At 62.0% G+C, this 19034-nt stretch carries 17 protein-coding genes and 2 pseudogenes; 6 read left to right on the top strand and 13 right to left on the bottom strand.

The features are described from left to right. Positions 1-118 precede the first annotated feature (118 nt). The 4 genes and pseudogenes from rnr to dapE form a co-directional block, all read right to left on the bottom strand. Positions 119-2397: pseudogene (gene rnr, locus ETW23_RS19480) on the bottom strand (ribonuclease R). Between the two features lie 50 nt (positions 2398-2447). Beyond that, positions 2448-3019: pseudogene (locus ETW23_RS19475) on the bottom strand (TIGR04282 family arsenosugar biosynthesis glycosyltransferase). After that, a complete protein-coding gene (locus ETW23_RS19470) occupies positions 3016-3441 on the bottom strand; it encodes a GNAT family N-acetyltransferase (RefSeq protein WP_134830975.1) in 426 nt (141 codons plus the stop codon). Before ETW23_RS19470 ends, ETW23_RS19475 begins: the two are co-directional and overlap by 4 nt. Continuing rightward, positions 3438-4583 carry a succinyl-diaminopimelate desuccinylase gene (gene dapE / locus ETW23_RS19465; RefSeq protein WP_134830974.1) on the bottom strand — a complete coding sequence of 382 codons (1146 nt, stop codon included), beginning with the start codon at positions 4581-4583 and terminating at the stop codon, positions 3438-3440. Before dapE ends, ETW23_RS19470 begins: the two co-directional genes overlap by 4 nt. Before the next feature lie 316 nt (positions 4584-4899). Here dapE and ETW23_RS19460 point away from each other — a divergent pair, with 316 nt between their 5' ends. From ETW23_RS19460 to ETW23_RS19450, 3 genes are all read left to right on the top strand, one after another. Then, a complete protein-coding gene (locus tag ETW23_RS19460; protein WP_134830973.1) occupies positions 4900-6471 on the top strand; it encodes a Hint domain-containing protein in 1572 nt (523 codons plus the stop codon). A 5-nt stretch (positions 6472-6476) separates the two neighbouring features. Then, a complete protein-coding gene (locus ETW23_RS19455; RefSeq protein WP_254695087.1) occupies positions 6477-7550 on the top strand; it encodes a Hint domain-containing protein in 1074 nt (357 codons plus the stop codon). Between the two features lie 138 nt (positions 7551-7688). Beyond that, positions 7689-8714 (top strand): transporter substrate-binding domain-containing protein, encoded by a 1026-nt coding sequence (locus ETW23_RS19450; protein ID WP_134831363.1) that lies wholly within the window; start codon positions 7689-7691, stop codon positions 8712-8714. Positions 8715-8723: 9 nt separating this feature from the next. On the opposite strand, the gene ETW23_RS19445 is transcribed toward ETW23_RS19450, so the two are convergent. Further along, complete coding sequence (locus ETW23_RS19445) at positions 8724-9071, bottom strand: hypothetical protein (RefSeq protein ID WP_205877425.1); 348 nt, start codon at positions 9069-9071, stop codon at positions 8724-8726. A gap of 141 nt (positions 9072-9212) precedes the next feature. On the opposite strand from ETW23_RS19445, the gene ETW23_RS19440 reads away from it, so the two are divergent. Then, positions 9213-9746, top strand: a complete 534-nt coding sequence (locus ETW23_RS19440; protein WP_134830972.1) for a HutD family protein — start codon at positions 9213-9215, stop codon at positions 9744-9746. On the opposite strand, the gene ETW23_RS19435 is transcribed toward ETW23_RS19440, so the two are convergent. From ETW23_RS19435 to ETW23_RS19420, 4 genes are all read right to left on the bottom strand, one after another. After that, on the bottom strand, positions 9743-11110 hold the full coding sequence (locus tag ETW23_RS19435) for a formimidoylglutamate deiminase (RefSeq protein ID WP_134830971.1): 1368 nt from the start codon (positions 11108-11110) through the stop codon (positions 9743-9745). The genes ETW23_RS19440 and ETW23_RS19435 overlap by 4 nt on opposite strands. 241 nt (positions 11111-11351) lie before the next feature. Continuing rightward, positions 11352-12179: a 2,3,4,5-tetrahydropyridine-2,6-dicarboxylate N-succinyltransferase gene (gene dapD, locus ETW23_RS19430; RefSeq protein ID WP_134830970.1), complete on the bottom strand. Its 828-nt coding sequence runs from the start codon at positions 12177-12179 to the stop codon at positions 11352-11354. Between the two features lie 110 nt (positions 12180-12289). Beyond that, positions 12290-12889, bottom strand: a complete 600-nt coding sequence (locus ETW23_RS19425) for a GntR family transcriptional regulator (RefSeq protein WP_134830969.1) — start codon at positions 12887-12889, stop codon at positions 12290-12292. Positions 12890-12927: 38 nt separating this feature from the next. Further along, positions 12928-13848: a threonine/serine dehydratase gene (locus ETW23_RS19420; protein ID WP_134830968.1), complete on the bottom strand. Its 921-nt coding sequence runs from the start codon at positions 13846-13848 to the stop codon at positions 12928-12930. 146 nt (positions 13849-13994) lie between these two features. Here ETW23_RS19420 and ETW23_RS19415 point away from each other — a divergent pair, with 146 nt between their 5' ends. Then, complete coding sequence (locus ETW23_RS19415) at positions 13995-14843, top strand: TIGR00730 family Rossman fold protein (protein WP_129372763.1); 849 nt, start codon at positions 13995-13997, stop codon at positions 14841-14843. A gap of 30 nt (positions 14844-14873) precedes the next feature. On the opposite strand, the gene ETW23_RS19410 is transcribed toward ETW23_RS19415, so the two are convergent. Next, positions 14874-15074 carry a hypothetical protein gene (locus tag ETW23_RS19410; protein ID WP_348773137.1) on the bottom strand — a complete coding sequence of 67 codons (201 nt, stop codon included), beginning with the start codon at positions 15072-15074 and terminating at the stop codon, positions 14874-14876. Positions 15075-15413: 339 nt separating this feature from the next. On the opposite strand from ETW23_RS19410, the gene ETW23_RS19405 reads away from it, so the two are divergent. After that, positions 15414-16655, top strand: a complete 1242-nt coding sequence (locus ETW23_RS19405) for a reprolysin-like metallopeptidase (RefSeq protein ID WP_134830967.1) — start codon at positions 15414-15416, stop codon at positions 16653-16655. 42 nt (positions 16656-16697) lie between these two features. Here ETW23_RS19405 and rlmN read toward each other — a convergent pair whose 3' ends face one another. From rlmN to ETW23_RS19390, 3 genes are all read right to left on the bottom strand, one after another. Beyond that, the gene (gene rlmN / locus ETW23_RS19400; protein ID WP_129372766.1) at positions 16698-17885 is read right to left on the bottom strand and encodes a 23S rRNA (adenine(2503)-C(2))-methyltransferase RlmN; all 1188 of its coding nucleotides are present in this window, start codon (positions 17883-17885) and stop codon (positions 16698-16700) included. 109 nt (positions 17886-17994) lie between these two features. Beyond that, on the bottom strand, positions 17995-18390 hold the full coding sequence (locus tag ETW23_RS19395) for a lysozyme inhibitor LprI family protein (protein WP_134830966.1): 396 nt from the start codon (positions 18388-18390) through the stop codon (positions 17995-17997). A gap of 102 nt (positions 18391-18492) precedes the next feature. Beyond that, positions 18493-19023 (bottom strand): invasion associated locus B family protein, encoded by a 531-nt coding sequence (locus ETW23_RS19390; protein WP_134830965.1) that lies wholly within the window; start codon positions 19021-19023, stop codon positions 18493-18495. Positions 19024-19034: the final 11 nt, after the last annotated feature.

The raw sequence follows: 19034 nt of genomic DNA, 5'->3' as shown, positions 1-19034 counted from the left end.
GAGGTCGAACCCATTCGCCATGGGTGGCTGATCAAGCGCGCGCTGACCTACCGTATCCGGCCGCCGTTAGAGATCCCGGCCTGATCGAAAACCAGGCTGTCCCCGCGGGGACAGCTGCTTATTCCCGCCGCTTGCGTTCAACTTTGCGTTTTACTTTGGCGCCTTTGTGCTTGGACTTTGCTACCTTGCGCCTGACGGTGCGGCCTGCCGGGCTGCGCCGTCCGCCTTTGCGGGATCCGCCGCCCTTGGGCAGTTCCAGGTTTTCAATTGCCAGCAATTCCAGCTCCAGCCCGCCGGTCACCGGTGCCGCCTGAACCAGCCGCACGGTGACCCGTTGGCCGATGGCCAGGGTCATGCCCGTATCGGCCCCCATCAGCGTGCCGGCCTGGGCGTCGAAATGGAAAAACTCCCGCCCGATCGAGCGCACCGGGACCAATCCGTCGGCGCCGGTCTCATCCAGTTTCACAAAGGCCCCGAACCGGGCAATACCGCTGATCCGCCCTTCGAATTCATTGCCCACCCGTTCACTGAGGTAGGACGCCAGATAACGGTCGGTGGTGTCCCGTTCAGCAATCATCGACCGCCGTTCGGTGTCAGAGATATGGGTGGCGGTGTCCTCGAGCCGTTCAATCTGGGCTTCGTCCAGCCCATCGTCGCCCCAGCCATGCGAGGAGACCAGCGAACGGTGCACGATCAGGTCCGCATAGCGGCGGATCGGCGAGGTGAAATGTGCGTAGTTTTTGAGTGCCAGGCCGAAATGGCCAAAGTTCTCCGGGTTGTAATAGGCCTGCTGCATCGACCGCAGGGTGGAGATGTTGATCAGCTCCGCCTCATCGGTTCCCGCCGCGTGGTTCAGCAGCGCATTCAGATGCCGGGTTTGCAGCACCTGGCCCTTGGCCAGGTTCAACCCTGCTGCGCGGGCGGTTTCGCGCAGTGCTTCCAGCTTTTCCTGCGCCGGTTCCTCATGCACCCGGAACAGCAGCGGCGAGCGCTTTTTGATCAGCGTCTCCGCCGCGGCGACATTGGCGAGGATCATGAACTCCTCAATCAGCTTGTGCGCATCCAGCCGGTCGCGGAAGGCAACCGAGGTGACCTGACCAGCGTCATCCAGGATGATTTTGCGCTCCGGCAGGTCCAAGTCCAGGGGTTCCCGCACCGCACGCGCTCTTTTTAGAGCCTGATATGCGGCAAAAAGCGGCTTGATCACATCTTCCACAAACGGAGTGGTTTTTTCGTTCGGAGTGCCGTCCATGGCCTCCTGCACCTCGGCGTAATGCAGCGAGGCGGCAGAGCGCATCAGTCCGCGCACAAACCGGTGTCCGATCTTGTTGCCATCGGCGTCCACCTGCATCCGCACCGCGATACAGGCGCGCGGCACCCCTTCGTGCAAGCTGCACAGATCGCCCGACAGCCGGTCCGGCAGCATCGGCACCACCCGGTCCGGGAAATAGCTGGAGTTGCCGCGTTTGCGCGCCTCGCGGTCCAGCGCAGAGCCGGGGCGCACATAGGCCGCCACATCGGCAATCGCCACCCAGATCACATGGCCGCCCGGGTTTTTCGGGTCGTCGTCAGCATGGGCAAAGCAGGCGTCGTCATGATCGCGCGCATCTGCGGGGTCGATGGTAACCAGCGGCAGCTCGCGCAGGTCTTCGCGGCCCTTGAGGCCCATCGGTTTGGCGGCATCGGCCTCGGCCATGACCGGATCGGGGAAGTGATCGGGGATACCATGCTGATGAATGGCAATCAGCGAGACCGCCTTTGGTGCTGCCGGGTCGCCCAGCCGTTCCACGATCCGCGCGCGCGGCAGGCCCATGCGGCCCTTGGGGCCTGCCTGTTCGGCTTCGATCAGCTCGCCGTCTTTGGCGCCGTTGATGGCGTCCGGGGCTACCATCCATTCGCTGGAGGCGGCCTTGTCGATCGGCACAATCCGTCCACCTTCGGAACCGGCGCGGAAAATGCCCAGCACCCGTTTCGGATTGCTGCCGATGCGGCGGATCAGCCGGGCCTCGTAATTGTGGTCCTGATCCGGCACCTGCTGCAGCTTGGCCAGGATTTTGTCGCCTTCGCCCAGGGCCGGGTCGGAGGCGCGGGGAGGATCAGAATAACCGGTTCCACCCCTTCGCCGTGCCATTCCAGCGGCCGACCATACAGGTCGCCATTATCGTCCGGCGCCTTTACCTGCAGCACGGTCACCGGCGGCAGCTGGTCCGGGTCGCGGTAGGTCTTCTTGCGCTTCTGCAAGTGGCCCTCACCCTCCAGCTCCTTCAGGATGCGCTTGAGGTCGATGCGGTCGGCGCCCTTGATGCCAAAGGCCTTGGCGATGTCGCGCTTGGAGGTATGGGTCGGGTTGGCGGAGATCCAGTCGAGGATTTCGGCCTTGGAGGGAATACGGCTCATACCTCCCGCGTAGCATGGCGCGGAGGCGGCGTCATGGTGAAAAGCGCAGCTTAGCGGCGGGGCAGATCGGCGGCGGTGTCGACGTCGCGCAGGGTATCAGTCAGGGCGATGCGGTATCCGGGCAGGGTCTGCAGCGTATCAGCCAGCGCATGTTCCGTTGACCAGCGGGTGTTTTGAAACAGACCGTGGGGCAGGCGGGCCGGGTGCTGGGCGCCCGCCAGCCAGTAACCGCCATCCTCCGCGGGGCCAAAGACAGCGTCGTGATCACCAAGGACTGCAAAGGCGCGGGCGATATGGGGCGGGTGATGCCGGGGATGTCAGCGCCGATCAGGCAGACAGGGCCAGGCACAGATTGCAGCATCCGCTTCATCCGCTGGCCCAGGTCGCCATTACCTTGCGGCAGGCGGTGCAGGTCAGCGGGCCAGACCTTTGAATTCACCGCGATGCCGGGAGCTGCCGCCAGCACAATCTGCCAGCGCGGATCGCGCAATCGCCGCATCAGCCGGGCGGATTGGTGGCGGAACCACCAGGTTGCCGGGATCACGCCGATATCCCGGCCCAGCCGGGTCTTGACCCGGCCCGGGCGCGGCTCCTTGACCATGATGATCAGGGTCCGTTTCACGTGAAATCGCGCAGCATGTCCCGGTGGTCGATGCCGGCATCGTCATAGACCGGGCCAAAGGCGGTGAACCCGAGCTTTTCATAGAACCCGATGGCATGGAGCTGCGCGCCCAGCTTGGCTTTGGATATGCCCGGTTTGGTCCGCGCGGTTTCCACCGCCGCTTCAATCAGCTTAGCGCCCAGCCCGTTGCCGCGGGTAGATTGCAGCACGCAGACCCGGCCGATTTTGGCGGTGTCGCCTTTGAAGACAATCCGTGCGGTTCCCACCGGATCACCGTCCTGAACGGCCAGCAGGTGGGTGGCAGAGGCATCCAGCGTGTCCTGTTCCTCTTCCAATGGTACCCCTTGCTCCACCACAAACACCTGGTGGCGCAGAGCAAAGCAGGTCTCAAGATCGTCCGTGACAGCCATGCTCAGGCTCATGCGAAGAAATCCTGCAGAATGCGCGTGTAGATGGATTTCAGCTGGTGGATCTGGGCGACTTCCACCCGTTCATCCACCTGATGCATGGTTTTGCCGACCAGGCCGAATTCTACCACTGGGCAGTGGTTTTTCACAAACCGCGCATCCGACGTGCCGCCAGTAGTCGAGAGGTCAGGTTTGCGGCCCGTTTCCGCCTCCACCGCCGCTGAAACCAAATCTGACAGCGCACCCGGCGGGGTGATGAAGCTTTCGCCGGAGACTTTTACCTTAATCCCGATTTCAACACCGAATTCGGCGGCCACTTTGTCAGCCTCGCCTTGCAGCCAAGCGCGCAGGCTGGCGCCGCTGTGAGAATCGTTGAAGCGGATGTTGACGGTTGAGGCCGCCTGTGCCGGGATCACATTGGTGGCCGGGTTGCCGGTGTCGATGGTAACGACCGCCAGCGTCGAGGCATCAAAATGATCGGTGCCCTTGTCCAGCTCATGGCTGGCCAGGTGGTCCATCAGCCGCGCCATCGCGTTCAGCGGGTTGTTGGCGCGGTGCGGATAGGCCGAATGCCCCTGCACGCCGGTTACTGTGAACCATGCAGTGAGAGAGCCGCGGCGGCCGATCTTGATCATCTCGCCCATCTCATCGGGGCAGGTGGGTTCCCCCACCAGGCAGACCGACATCTGCTCGCCTTCGCGGTCCATGTAATCCAGCAGCGCGGTGGTGCCGTCCACGGCGTCGCCTTCCTCGTCGCCGGTGATGGTCAGGATGATGGCACCGTCCGGCGGTGTATCCCGCACAAAATCAATCGCGGCAGCGGCAAATGCAGCGACCCCCGACTTCATGTCAGTGGCGCCGCGGCCGTACATGAAACCGTCTTTCTCTTCTGCGCCAAAAGGCGGCATGGTCCAGGCGGCGGCATCCCCCAAGGGAACAACATCGGTGTGACCGTTGAAACCAAAGGTTTTGGCGTGGCCCTTGGCGCCCCAGCGGGCAAACAGGTTGGAAACATCACCGCGATCAGTTCGGGCGCACTCAAAACCTGCGCCGCTCAGCAGTTTCTCCAGCAGCACCAGCGCGCCGCCTTCCTCGGGCGTCACCGACGGACAGCGGATCAGGTCGGCAGTCAGGCGGGCGGGATCGGTTTGCGGCATGGGCGGGCTCCTGAATTACGAGTGCACACAGGCCTAGCGCGGATCGGGGCGCTGTGCAATTCGCCGCTGCGGCAGGGAATGTGGCGCAAAAGCTGCGGTTTTGCAGATGCGCCCAGGCCAATCTGACTCACGTAAAATTTTATGTTAAGGCTTTGTTAATAATGACCCGAGGCAGGGCAACCAAACGAGCAACAAGGGCCGCAAAGGCCAATCAGGAGCAAGCTGTGCGCAGCCGCGGCGCGCCTGTAATTGACAGCAGGTGCAGGCCTGTGTCTCTCGTTTGTCCGGCCTCTGACAGGCAAGAGGTGGGCAAATCATGGCAACAGGCGCTGAACTCAATTATCAGACAAACGCCTCTGCAACGCAGATGGCGCAAACAATTTTTGGCGATGGAGCCACTGTTGTCGGCGCTTCCTATTCGGGGTGGAGCCAGTCCTCGGCGATCTATTCAAACGGCGATGCCCTGGCACCGGGCGCAACACCCAGCGATTCCGGTGTCATTCTGTCGACCGGGCGGGCCAGCCATTTCACCCGGAATGGAAGCGACCCCAACCGGTCCACCCAAACCTCGACCAATACGTCCGGCGAAAGCAATAACGCGGATTTCAATGCCGCAGCGGGCACCAATACCTATGATGCTTCCTATCTGGATGTGAGCTTCATTCCCGATTCGGATGTGATGACGATGCAATTCGTCTTTTCCTCCGAAGAATTTCCGGAATTCCAAAATTCAGTCTATCAGGACGTGGTGGCGGTCTGGGTCAATGGCGAGCAGGCGTTGATGGAAATCGGCAACGGCCAGGCCAACCCCAGCAACATCAGTTCCTCTATCAACGAGAATCTGTATCTCGATAACGCCGGCGATGATTTCAACACCGAGATGGACGGGCTTACCCTGACCATGACGCTGACGATGCGTGTCAACCCCGGTGAAGTGAACGACATCCGCATCGGCATCGCCGATGTGAGCGACAGCCGCTACGACAGTAACCTGCTGATCGCCGCAGATTCGGTGCAGACCGATCTGGTGGCAATGACCGACAAGGTTTTTGTTGCACCGGACAGCAGCAAGACCATCGACGTGCTGGCCAATGACGTGAACAATTCCGGCGGCAGCCTGACCATCACTCATCTCAACGGTACTGCGGTGACGGCCGGGTCCGTGGTGACGCTCAACACCGGGCAAGAGGTGCAGCTGAACGCGGATGGCACGCTGACCCTGATCGGTGACGGCGATGTTGAGGACTTCAACTTTACCTATGGTGTGACCAATGGCGTCAATTCCGATACCGGCTTTGTCAATGCCAGCTCGATCCCCTGTTTCGTGGCGGGCACCCGGATCCGGACCCCCTATGGCGAGGTGCCGGTGGAGGATCTGATGCCCGGCGATCTGGTGGAGACCCGCGACGATGGTGCGCAGGTGCTGTGCTGGACCGGCGGGCGATCGGTGGCGGCAGAAGCTGATTTTGCGCCGATCCGAATTGCCGCGGATACGTTTGGCCGGCATGGCGAACTGATGGTTTCTCCGCAGCACCGGGTGCTGGTGCGCGGGGCCCATGCTGAGTTGTTTTTTGGCGAGGAAGAGGTTCTGGTGGCAGCCAAGGATCTGGTCAATGGGCGCAGTGTGGCACGCTGTCCGGGCGGCGAAGTCACCTATGTGCATCTGATGTTCGACCGTCACCAGGTGATTTACTCCGAAGGTCTTGCTACTGAGAGCTTTTTGCCCGGTCCGCAGATCGTCAACCTGTTCGACCGGCCGGTGGCAGAGGAGATCTGCGCGCTGTTCCCCGAGCTTGATCCGGAAACGGGCACGGGTTACAGCGCCGCAGCGCGGCCTGCGCTTAAAGCCTATGAAGGGCGGCTGCTGGCCGCGATCCAGGCGGCCTGACGCCGGTGGGCTGGTTTGCGGTCTTTGGCAGCGGCCATAATTGGAGCGATCCGCAGGTGCTGCTGAAAGCGGGGGTATCTGACAGCGACGGCCTGTTGGTGCGCGGCACAATCATGCTGGAATTCCAGCTGCCGGAAAGCGCACGGCCAGAGCCGCTTCTGCTGTATTCGCAATGCGGCGATTGGCCGTTGCGGCTGGCATTGCAAGCGGTGCCGGGCGGCGGCTTAAGTTTTGTGCTGGAGCAAAGCGGTGCCGTGCTGCACCAGACGCTGAATCCTACCAGCCTGGGCCGCACCGGCCGGCTGCGGCTGCTCTATGCCTGGGATGCACCTGCCCGCACAGGGCGGCTGACGCTGGAACAGCCGGACGGCAGCCAGATGCAGATTGCTGCCCTGGCCAGACCCAAACCTTGGCGGCTGCGGGATCTGCAGGCGCTGACCGGACCGTTGGGCTATGTGGCGCCGGCAGTAGAATACGTGGCGTTCTCCAGCTGCATGGAGCCGGCCGGTCCGGCCCCGGCGCTGCTGCCTTCCACCCCGATTGCCACACCTGAAGGCTACCGTGCGCTGAATGGTTTGCAGCGGGGCGATCTGGTTCTGACCAGCAGCGGTGAGGCGGTGCCGGTCTTGCATGTGATCGAACGCCAAGTGCCGGCGCTGGGCTCCTTTGCGCCGGTGCGGCTCAGGGCGCCTTACTTCGGGCTGCTTCGGGACATTCAGGCAGCACCGTTTCAGCGGCTGGTGCTGTCCGGTTCGGAGGTGGAGTATCTGTTCGGGCAGCCTGCGGTTCTGGTGCCGGCCGGCAATTTGCTGGGGACCGGCACCGCATTGCGGGGTGCGTCAGCCACTCCGCTGATCACTTACCGTCAGGCGGTGCTGCCGGATCATGAACCGCTGCTGGCCGCCGGCGCCATGACCGAGAGCCTGTTCCTGGGCCGCCTGCGCCGCGATCCCCCGCGGCTGGCTGCCAGCCTTTTGGCACCGCTGGGCGCCGCAGCCCTGCCCGAGCACCGGCAGCCGAAATTCCCGGTGCTGCGGGCCTTTGACGCTGCAGTACTGGCTGAACGGCGGACGGCCTGACACAGTCGCGGCATCGAATCCCGCCTTTGCTGCCAAGGCGCTTGCGTGAAAAAAAGGAACCGCCTAAGGACATTGAAACCGTCCCAGAGGCCTGACCCGAGCGTTTCCGTGCTGTATCTCCGCCTGACCACCGCCGCCATGTTCCTGATTTGGGGGCAATTGCTGTCTGCGCAGGTGCTGACTGTCAACACGGTCACCCGTCCGCCGTTTTCGATGGTGGAAGAGGGGCGTGACACGGGCTTCTCGCTGGAATTGCTCAAAGTCCTCTCTGAACGGCTGGATTGGGAGTACCGCGTCAACCGCACGAGCAGCTTTGCAGAGATGCTGGACGGGGTGCGCAGCGGCGAGGCGGATCTGGCCGCCGCCAATATCTCCATCACCGCATCACGCGAAATCACGATGGACTTCAGCCATCCGATTTTTGAAAGCGGGCTGCAGATCATGGTGCAGGCCGATGAAATCCGCCAGCCGTCGCTGTTCAGGGCGCTGCTGTCCTGGGATCTGGCCGCGGCGATCGGCATTGCCTTTTTGCTGCTGTTCGGCGGCGGCATGCTGATGTGGGTTTTCGAGCGCCGCGCCCAGCCCTATTTCGACCGCCCCTTGAAAGAGGCCTGGTTTCCTTCTTTCTGGTGGGCGCTGAACCTGGTGGTGAACGGCGGATTTGAGGAACGGGTGCCGCGTACGCCGGTAGGCCGGATGTTCGGTGTGGTGCTGGTTGTGTCGTCGCTGTTCGTCGTCTCGGTCTTTGTCGCCAAGATCACTGCTGTGATGACAGTGGAGGCGATCAGCGGCTCGGTGAACTCGGTGAACGATCTTTATGGAAGATCCGTTGCAACAATCGGCGGGTCGACCGCAGCCGGGTTCCTTGATCGGCGAGAGATCGACTATTCCGCCTTTAGCGGTCTGGATGAAATGCTGGCCGCCTTTGAAGCCGGTGAGGTGAAGGCCTTGGTTTTTGATGCGCCGGTGCTGAACTATTATGTTCAGCAGGGCGGGTACCAGTTCGGATACACCATCGGCCAGCCGTTCCTGCGCGAGAATTACGGGCTGGTGTTCCCGGCCGGCTCGCCGCTGGTGGAAGAGGTTAATCAGGCGCTGCTGGCAATGCAGGAGGACGGCAGCTATGACGCCCTTTACCGCAGATGGTTCGGCAGCCAGAACTGACCTGCGGAGTTAGTGGAAAACCGGCTCCTCGCCGTCAAAGAACGGGGTCATCTGGGCAACGATCACGGCGTTTTCCTCCAGTGCCCGCTGCATCAGCGCGCGTTCTTCCTCACCGATCTCATGGCCTTCGGCCTCACGTTCCTCCAGGGTGCCGTATCCGGTCACATCCAGCGGCGCGGTGTCGGCCTGTTTCAGAATCGCCACGGTTTCACGCACCGCCTCGGCCTCGTCCACGCCGGAGGCATAGATCATCAGCGCCGCGCCAGTGGCGCCATCAGGCAGGCCGTCGCCGTCCTTGCGTCCGATCTGGACAAGCAGGGTATAGACTTGCTGGCGGGAGGGTTTCTTCTTTTCCATGCCGCCGCCATAGCGCCGGGGCGGGGGGGTGGTCAATCAAATTGCGGCCGCGGGGAAACTGTCCGGGCTGGCGAATGGCTTGCAAGCAGGCGCGATCAGGATTTATGTCTACGCTTATTCAGTTTCCCAAAGGACCCGCCGATGCGCATCTCCGCTCTGACTGCCCAGCCGGTGCCCTGGAAGAACGGCGGCGGTGTGACACGCGAATTGGCCTTGCATCAGGAAGACGGCCAGATGATCTGGCGTCTCAGTCTGGCGGATATTTCACGCAGCGGCCCGTTTTCCGCCTTTCCGGGCCTTGCCCGCATCCATTGCATCGTAGAGGGCGCAGGCCACACGCTGTCAAATAGCGAAACACAGCTGCAAGCGTGGCCGCTGAAACCGCTGTGTTTTGATGGCGGCTTGGATTTGGACTGCCGTCTGCGCGAAGGACCCTGCAAGGCCTGTAATGTGATCTACGATCCAGTGCGGGTCACGGCAGACGCCGCAATTTTGAGAGACGGCGCGCTGCCCGATGCTGCAGGCAGCCAAGTGTTCTTTGTTGTGTCCGGCAGCCTGAAGCTTGCAGGCCAGGGCCACTTTGCTCCGGGCGAAGGGATCGTCCTGGAAAACACCGCTAGCGGAAGGATCTCCGATGGCGGCGTGGTTATCCAATTGCGGTTTTTGCCTGTTTAGAGACTGTTCAGCAGGTCGCTGATCGCGGTCCGGTATCCCGCAACGACACTGTCGCGGGCGATATGGCGGCCCTGTTGCACAATATGGCGGCCGGCGCTCCAGACATCCGTCACAGTGTCGTCGCCTGCCGCAAAACACAGCCCGTCCAGCATCTGCTCCGGCTTCAGCGCGCAGAGCGCCGGGACGCTGCTGTCGATGGCCACTAGATCCGCCAGCGCGCCTTCCTCGATCCGGCCGCCATCCCGGCCCAAGGCTTGCGCGCCGCCTTTGGCTGCGCCCAAATACAGCGTTTCCCCAACCGAGCCTGCTCCCGGCACCAGCACATTGCGGGCCAGGTCGCGCAAACGTTGGGAATACTCTAGCGTGCGCAACTCCTCGGGCATCGAAATCCGCACGTTAGAGTCTGAACCAACCCCGAACGCGCCATCCTTCGCCAGATACTCTCTCCCGTTGAACGGGCCGTCGCCCAGGTTTGCTTCTGTGATCGGACACAGCCCTGCGACCGCTCCCGAACGCGCCATGCCGCCGGTCTCAGCGCTTGTCATGTGGGTGGCATGGATCAAGCACCATTTGCCATCGACGGGTGCGTTGTCCAGCAGCCATTCGACAGGCCGTGCAGCCAGCCAATCACTGATGTCGGCGACTTCTTTTGGCTGCTCGGAGATATGGATATGCACCGGCAGCCCGTCCTGGATCTGCAGCACTGCTGCCAGGTCCTCGGGGCAGGTGGCGCGCAGCGAGTGCGGTGCGATGCCGACGCAGGCGTCCTGCGGCAGATCCCGCGCAGCAATTTTGCGGGCCCGGGCGACCAATTCAGAGAATTCCGCAACCGAATTGCCAAACCGCTGCTGGCCCCCATTCAGAGCCTGTTTTCCCGCCCCGCCGTAAGTATAGAGCACGGGCAGATGGGTGAGACCGATACCGGTCTGGCTGGCGGCGGCAAACACCCGCTCGCTAAGCTCGGTCAGTGATGCAAAATGCGCACCGCCCGGCTGGTGATGGACATAGTGGAACTCGCCCGCCGAGGCATAGCCGGCTTCCAGCATCTCCATGAAAACCAGCGCAGCGATAGCCTCGTATTGCTCCGGGGTGATGCGGTCCACGAACCGGTACATCAACTCGCGCCAGGTCCAGAAGCTGTCCTTGCCCGCTGCGCGGTATTCGGTCATTCCCGCCATCGCGCGCTGAAAGCTGTGGGAATGCAGATTGCCCAGCGACGGCAGCAGCACGTCTGCCCGCGCGTCGCCTGGCTGCGGCTGGGCACCGGATTCCATTGAGCAAATCCGGCCGCTCTCAATCGTCAGCCGGAGGTTCACTGCCCATCCCTGGGGCAGGCGGGCGTGCTGGGCGAATATGGTCTGCATCTAACCCTCTTATGTGTAGATGTAATACTATTAGCGGCATGTTTTTTGTGCTGCAAGAGTATTGCGCTGGAGGGGCGCTGCCCCTTGGCCTCGCGGCCTCACCCCGGGATATTTCCGGCAAGAGGAATAGCGGACCCCTGTTTCTTCCTCTTGCTCGAAATATCCTGGGGTTTGGGGCAAAGCCCCAAAAAAAACGCGCCCGGATGGGGCGCGCTCTATTGTTTCTGCGATGCAGCGCGGATCAGTCGCGCAGCAGCTCGTTGATGCCGGTCTTGGAGCGGGTCTTTTCATCGACGCGCTTCACGATCACTGCACAGTAAAGGCTGATGTTGTTCTTCGACGGCATCGAGCCTGCGACCACAACCGAGTAAGGCGGCACTTCGCCATAGGTCACTTCGCCGGTTTCGCGGTCTACGATCTTGGTCGATTTGCCGATGAACACGCCCATACCCAGAACCGAGCCTTCGCGCACGATGCAGCCTTCGACCACCTCGGAACGGGCGCCGATGAAACAGTTGTCCTCGATGATGGTGGGGCCCGCCTGCATCGGTTCCAGCACGCCGCCGATGCCGACGCCGCCGGAGAGGTGCACGTTCTTGCCGATCTGCGCGCAGGAGCCGACTGTGGCCCAGGTGTCGACCATGGTGCCTTCGCCGACATGGGCGCCGAGGTTCACGAAAGAAGGCATCAGCACCGCGCCCGGCGCGATATAGGCGGATTTGCGGACGACGCAGTTCGGCACCGCGCGGAAGCCGGCAGATTTCCACTGATCTTCACCCCAGCCGGCAAATTTGCTGTCGACCTTGTCCCACCAGCCGCCGGCCTGCGGGCCGCCTTCGTGGATTTCCATGTCCTTGATGCGGAAGCCCAAAAGCACCGCTTTTTTTGCCCATTGGTTCACGTGCCAGTCACCGCTGTCCAGCTTTTCGGCCACCCGCAGTGATCCGGAGTCCAGCGCGTTCAGGGTGTCTTCAATGGCTTCACGGGTCTCGCCGGTGGTGGCGGGGGTGATGGTGTCGCGCGCCTCCCAGGCGGCTTCGATCGCTGCTTCCAGCTGGGCGTTGGACATGGGTGTTCCTCCGGCATTCGTTAGATTCGGGGTTACATAACGGCAATCTGCTCGCAGGTCATGTCCGGATTGCGTCCAAATTGCCGCCCCCGACGGCGTTTTGCCGGCAGTCAGCGCACCCGGCGCAGGTGGCGGCGCAGGATTTCGCAAGCCGCAGCGGGATCGCGGCGCTCCATCGCCTGCACGATGGCGGCATGATCACTGTCTGTCCGGCGGGTCCATTGGTGCTGCCAGTTGGCAAACAAATGGCGGGCAGCGGCGATATGCAGATCGTCAATCGAGGCCAAGAGCCGGGGCATCGCGCAAGGAGCAAGGATCGTCTTGTGAAAGGCCCGGTTTAGCCGTTCCCAGCCAGCCATGTCCTGTGCCGCGTCGCAGGCGAGACGGGCGGCCTCGGCGGTTTCGATATCCTTTGGTGTCAGGCGGGCAAAGGCGTGGGTCAGGGCCAGAACCTCCAGCGCCACCCGCATCTCGATCACCTCACGGATTTCGGAAGGGTCCAGGGCGCTGACCCGGGTGCCGCGGCGGGGTTCGGATTGGGCGAGGCCATGCGCCTCCAGCCGCAGGAGCGCTTCGCGCACCGGAACGTGGCTGGCGTCAAACTCGCGCGCGATATGGTCCTGGCGCAGTTTTTCGCCGGCAGGCAGGCTGCCGGTGATGATGCGCTCGCTCAGGCTGCGGTAGATGGTATCTGCGATGGTTGCCGACATATCCTGGCGATACCGGGGCTGATGGAGGGTCGCAAGGGTTATCCCAGCGGGTCCGGGGCTATGTTGCCGCCGCAGACCAGCACCGCCACACGCTCGCCGGGCGCAGGGCGGTAGGCGCCGCACAACAGTGCGGCCAAGGCAGTGGCGCCTGCGGGTTCAACCAGGATCCGACGTTCGCGCCACAATGCGGTCTGTGCCCTGGTGATGGCGCTGTCCGGTACAGTCACCGAAGGCAGGCCCGGTTGCGAGGCAAGTTCGAAACAGATAGCGCCGATGCGTTTGGCGCCAAGAGCGTTGGCCGCGACGCCGGAGACGTCCACATCCACCGGCTGACGGGCCAGCAATGCCGCATTCAGCGCGCAAGAGGTTTCGGGCTCCACCGCCACGATCTTCTTTGCTCCCTGGAACCAGGCCAGTGCGCCGGCAATCAGCCCGCCGCCGCCCACCGCGATCAGAAGGGTATCTGCCTCAAGGCTTTGGGCCTGCCATTCGGCAAAGCAGGTGCCCTGGCCCGCAACAGTCGCGGGGGCGTCGTAGGCGTGGACCTGCATGGCGCCGGTCTCCGCCTCATAGGCCTGGGCCTGTTCCAGTGCGTTGGCATAGGCGCCGGGTACCACCTGCAGATCAGCCCCGGTTCGTTCGATCAGTGATATTTTGGCCGGGCCTGCCATCTCGGGCACGTAAATCCGGGCCTTGTGGCCCAGCTGGTGCGCGGCATAGGCCGCGGCGGCGCCGTGGTTGCCGCCCGAGGCCGCCACCAGTCCCGCCGGCGGCACTGGCTGGCTCAGCAATGTGTTGAAGGCACCGCGGGCCTTAAAGCTGCCGGTGTGCTGCATGTGCTCCAGCTTCAGCTCCACCGGGAAATCCAGGCCGAAGCCCTGCGTTTGCATCACCGGGGTCTGCTGCACATGGGGGCTAACGCGTTCTGCTGCGTTCCTGATTTCATCCTGCCAGTTCATGCGCCGATCTCCCTGCCTGCTGCGCGGGAACCTTATCGGCGCCGCCGCTGTGTGCAAGCGCTACGGTGCGTTGTTGCATTCTTGATTGGCGCTAACGGTCAAGGGCGGCTACAAAGGGAGTCCTGTTGATTAATCTGGGATTTTTTATGACCGAAGACCGCCACAGCCGATTCCGCGATGCCCATTCCGACCGGGACCGGGCCGAACATGTGCCCGCCACGCCGCAGACCCAGGCGCCTGCCTACCGGCTTGCCTTTGCCGATGAAGAGTTTCTGTGCCGCGAGGAGCTGCGCCCGGTGCGGCTGCAGCTGGAGCTGCTGAAGCCTGAGCTGATGCTGAACGAACATGGCATCGAAAGCACCATCGTGATGTTTGGCGGCGCGCGGATCCCGGATCCCAAGCATAAGGATCAGGCGCGGACAAAGACGCTGGCGGATTTGTCGCATTTCTATGATGAGGCGCGCGAGTTTGCCCGGCTGATGACCGAAAAATCGAAGGAGAGCGGCGGCCGTCAGAACGTGATCGTAACCGGCGGCGGCCCCGGTGTGATGGAGGCGGGCAACCGCGGCGCGCTGGACGCGGGCGGCCAGTCCATTGGCCTGTCGATCGTGCTGCCGCATGAGCAGGCGCCCAACGGCTACGTAACGCCGGACCTCAGTTTCAATTTCCACTACTTCGCGATCCGCAAGATGCATTTCCTGATGCGGGCGCGGGCGATCACCGTATTCCCCGGCGGTTTCGGCACGCTGGATGAGCTGTTCGAGAGCCTGACCCTGATCCAGACCGGCCGGATGGAGCGGGTGCCCTTCCTGCTGTTCGGCAAGGAATTTTGGGACCGGATCATCAACTGGGAGGCGCTGGGTGACGCCGGCACCATTTCGGATCAGGATCTGGACCTGTTCCGCGTGGTCGACACTGCCCAGGAAGCGGTGGAGATCATCGACAACTGGGAGCCTGCGCCGCCGCGCGACAGCCTGCCCGGACGCGAGCGCTAATCTCGCTATGCAAGGCCGCTGCTGCCGGGATTAAGAGAGTTCCGGCGGCAGTCTGCCGATCTCGTCGCCGGTGGTCAGCCGGGTGAGGATCTGCGCACCTTCTACGGTTTTTACAGAATAGCCATAACCGCGCAGGCGGAATTGCCATTCCCGCGGGCTAAGTGCTTTTCCCCGTTCGCTGCGGATCAGGTCCAGCACGCTGGGGTCAATCGGGGCAGTCTTGCGTTCCATTGGAGCCATCTGTGAGTCCTTCTGAAAATGAATTGTCTGCGTTTTGGAAATTGTTCCCGGCAAAGGGCGGAATTTAAGCTGTATTGTGAAAAGAGTACGGCGGGCTGGCCTGTCTCCCGAAGTGCGGCTTCTGCGCAACAGTTCTCAGGCGTGGTGATGCCGCAGTAACGCGGGCAGTGGACCGGCGGGAAACCGGACTTCATCAGACGGTTTTCGCGCAGAAATTTGCCAATTGCAGAAAATTGTCATTTCTTCGCTCGGCTTGAGGCCGGAAACGGGCCAAACTTGGCCACATTTACAAACAAAAACTTACCTGTAGCAGCATAGTGGAGACCGCTGATGTCCGAAGTTACAGATTACACGGCGCTTTTAGCCTATACATCGAACAGCAGCCTCCGCTGGAACAGCCTGACTGAGCCCGGTACTCAAACCGTGGTGACATACAGCTTTGTTGAGACCAGCGATTTGGGCAGTGTCGCTGACGACCCTTATGGCGCCAGCAGCTATTGGTCCTTCAACAGCACGCAGCGCGACTATTTCCGCCTGGCTCTTGCGGAGTTCGAAGAGGCGTCCGGCCTGCTGTTTGTCGAAACGGACGGCCCGGCGATGATCAACGCCTTTGGCTACAATGGCGGCTCTGCTGCGGGCTGGGCGGATCTTGCCTGGTCCACCTCATATTCCACCAATGAGGGGGAACTGGCGATTAAAAGCAGCAATATGGCGCCAGGGTCCTATGGCTATGAAACGGTGCTGCATGAGATCGGTCATGCGCTGGGTCTTGAACACCCGCATGACGGTGACAATACGCTGGCGGACCATCTGGACGACCAGGAGCACACCGTGATGACCTATAACTATGCCGGGTATAACGTCACGGAGCTGGGTACGTTTGATGTGCAAGCCCTGACCCATCTTTATGGCGATACCGGCAGCACCGCAGGATGGAGAGCTTACGCCAATACGGCGGGCGACGTGGTGATCAAGGCCAGCAGCCGAGCAGAAACTGTATTGGCGACCGGGCAGGATACCAAGATTTATGCCAAGGGCGGCGATGACACTGTTATCGGACGCGAAGCGGATGACCGTCTGTTCGGCGGCGGCGGCGCGGACACTCTGACCGGCGGCTTTGGCGAAGACAGGCTGGCAGGCGGCAAGGGCTCGGACGTACTGATCGGCGGCTTGGATGAGACCGACTATTCAGGCGCCTACGGTGAAGACGACTTTCTCAAAGGAAATGGCGGCCGCGATACGCTTTTCGGTGGCCAGGGGGATGACAGGCTGATCGGTGGCAACGGGAAAGACCGCCTTGTCGGCGGTGAAGGGTCTGACGTCTTGACAGGAGGCAAACACGCGGATGTTTTTGTGTTCGTGTCTGCCGATTATTGGGAAGACGAAGTCATCAAGGATTTCGGCAAAGGCAATGACCGGATCGAATTCTTTGACACCTCAGTGGAGGATTTCGGCGATCTGACCATCACACAGGTTAATGGCAACACGCTGATAGACTATTTCGGCAGTCACGAGATTGAGCTGACCGGCTATACCGGCACGCTCACCGAGGACCATTTCCTGTTTACTTGATACGGCAGCCGGGGACCCTGCCGCGCCGGGGCCGGAGCCGGGTTACTTCAACCCGGTTTCGGCCTCAATCTGCTTGCGGCTTTTGCGGGCGCGCTCGGTCGCCGATTTCAGCTGGCCGCAGGCCGCCATGATGTCATCGCCGCGGGTCTTGCGGATCGGCGAAGCATAGCCGGCCTGATACACGATATTGGCAAAGGCATGAATACGGTTGTTAGAGGACCGCTTGTACGGGCTGCCGGGCCATTCGTTGAACGGGATCAGGTTTATCTTGGCCGGGATATTGTAGCGCTTGATGTGCTCGATCAGACGGTGCGCGTCCGCGTCGGTGTCGTTCACCCCGTCCAGCATCACATATTCAAATGTGATCCGCTCGGAGTTCGACACTTTGGGGTAATCCGCCAGCGCCTGCAGCAGCGTGTCGATGTTCCAGCGTTTGTTGATCGGCACCAGCTTGTCGCGGATCTCGTTGGTTGTGGCGTGAAAGGAAATTGCCAGCAGACAGCCGATTTCTTCGGCGGTGCGGGCAATCTCCGGCACCACGCCTGAGGTCGACAGGGTGATCCGGCGGCGGCTGAGCGAGATGCCCTCAGGATCCATCGCAATCTTCATTGCATCGCGCACGTTGTCGAAATTGTACAGCGGCTCGCCCATACCCATCAGCACGATGTTTGACAGCAGGCGGGTTTCGTCCTTGGGCGCGCCCGGTACCGGCCATTCTTCCAGATCGTCGCGCGCCATCATCACCTGGCCGACAATCTCGGCCGGGGTCAGGTTGCGCACCAGCTTCTGGGTGCCGGTGTGGCAGAAAGAGCAGGTCAGGGTGCAGCCCACCTGGGAAGAGATACACAGCGTGCCGCGGCCGTCTTCGGGGATGTAAACGACCTCGACCTCATGGCCGCCATTGATGCGCACCAGATACTTGCGGGTGCCATCGGTGGAGACCTGTTTGCTCACCACTTCCGGAATGCGGACTTCGAATGTGTCCGCCAGTTCCGCGCGGTAAGCTTTGGCCAGGTTGGTCATATCCGCGAAATCGCGCTTGCCCCATTGATAGATCCACTGCCAGATCTGCCCGACCCGCATCTTGGCCTGCTTTTCCGGTGTGCCATGTTCGATCAGCACCTCGCGCATGCGCTCGCGGGTGAGGCCGACAAGGTTGATCTTGCCGCCCTCGGGATCCTTGCGGGGCAGGGTCAATACGTCCTGGGTGATCGGCGCGCTGGCGGTCATTGGCTTTAGCCTCGGTGCTGGTGGGCGGATGCGGCTCTATATAGGATTCCCGCGGAAGATCAAAAGGAATCCTTGAACACAAGTTTCAGACCGCAGATTTGACCAGTGCCTATTTGGAAAACCGCACCAATTCTTCGACCCGGGCGCGGCCCAAGGTTGTCCAGCAGGCCCGCGTTGCAATTCCTGCATCTTCACGCACCGCATGGGCTTCGCCGGCAAAGGCGCAATGCGCAGTCCGGAACGCTTCCCATGCAGTCTGGCTCTGCATCAGTGCAGCTTCAACCGCAGTCCCGCCATTGGTGTTGTCGCGCTCTGCAGCGGCGACCATTGCGGCTTCCAGCGCGTTGAGCAGTGCGGCTTCCACCCCTTCTTCATCGTCCGCCACGCAGGATCCGATTTCCTCACGGGTTCCAGCGCCGCATTCCAGCGCCGGGTTGGCAAAAGCGGGCGGGAAGAGCAGCGCAACTGCAAGGCAAGCGCACGGGAGACTGGCTGAGTTCGGCATGGCAAGCACCTCCTGCGTAACATGCTACGCCGCTTGCGGGCCTCAAACAAGAAAACCCCGGCACGGGCCGGGGTTTGGTGTGTTTCCGCTAGGCAGCCGAAATTACTTGCTGCAGCGTTTCTCCGCGTCATCCAAGGCGGCTGTAAAGCCCAGCAGCGAGAAGCTGTCCTTGGTTTGGGTGCCCCGGGCGGAGCGCGCGGTCAGCACCGCATTTGCGCCGCGTTTCATGGCGGTGACAATCTTGGCATCATCCGCAGGCGTGGCCGGCCAGGCCCATTCGCCCTCGGTGAACAGTTCAAATTCGGTCTCGCCGATGGCCATGTTCACGGTGGATCCCGGCGCAAAGGGGTAGCCGCCGGTAAAGCTGACTTCGCCTTTGGGGGCATCGCTGCTGCGGAAGGTGACAAACAGCTGGATCTCGCTGCGGCGCACCGCCACGACGCGGCCGTCGCGGGTGTTCACGGTTTCCTTTGGTGCGGAAACCCCCCAGCATTCATTTGGGTTTTCGCCTTCAAAGACGCTCCAGTCCACCTTGGCCGCAACGCGGTTATTCGACGTTGCTTGCGCAGATGCGGTGGTTGCCAATGCTGCCAGACACAGGCCCGCAGCCACGCGGGCAAGTTTCAATGCCATTTGTCCCGACT

Origin of the sequence: Leisingera sp. NJS201, assembly GCF_004535885.1 — a bacterium.
In the GTDB taxonomy this organism is placed as follows: Bacteria; Pseudomonadota; Alphaproteobacteria; order Rhodobacterales; family Rhodobacteraceae; genus Leisingera.
This window is presented reverse-complemented; position numbering and strand designations above follow the sequence as displayed.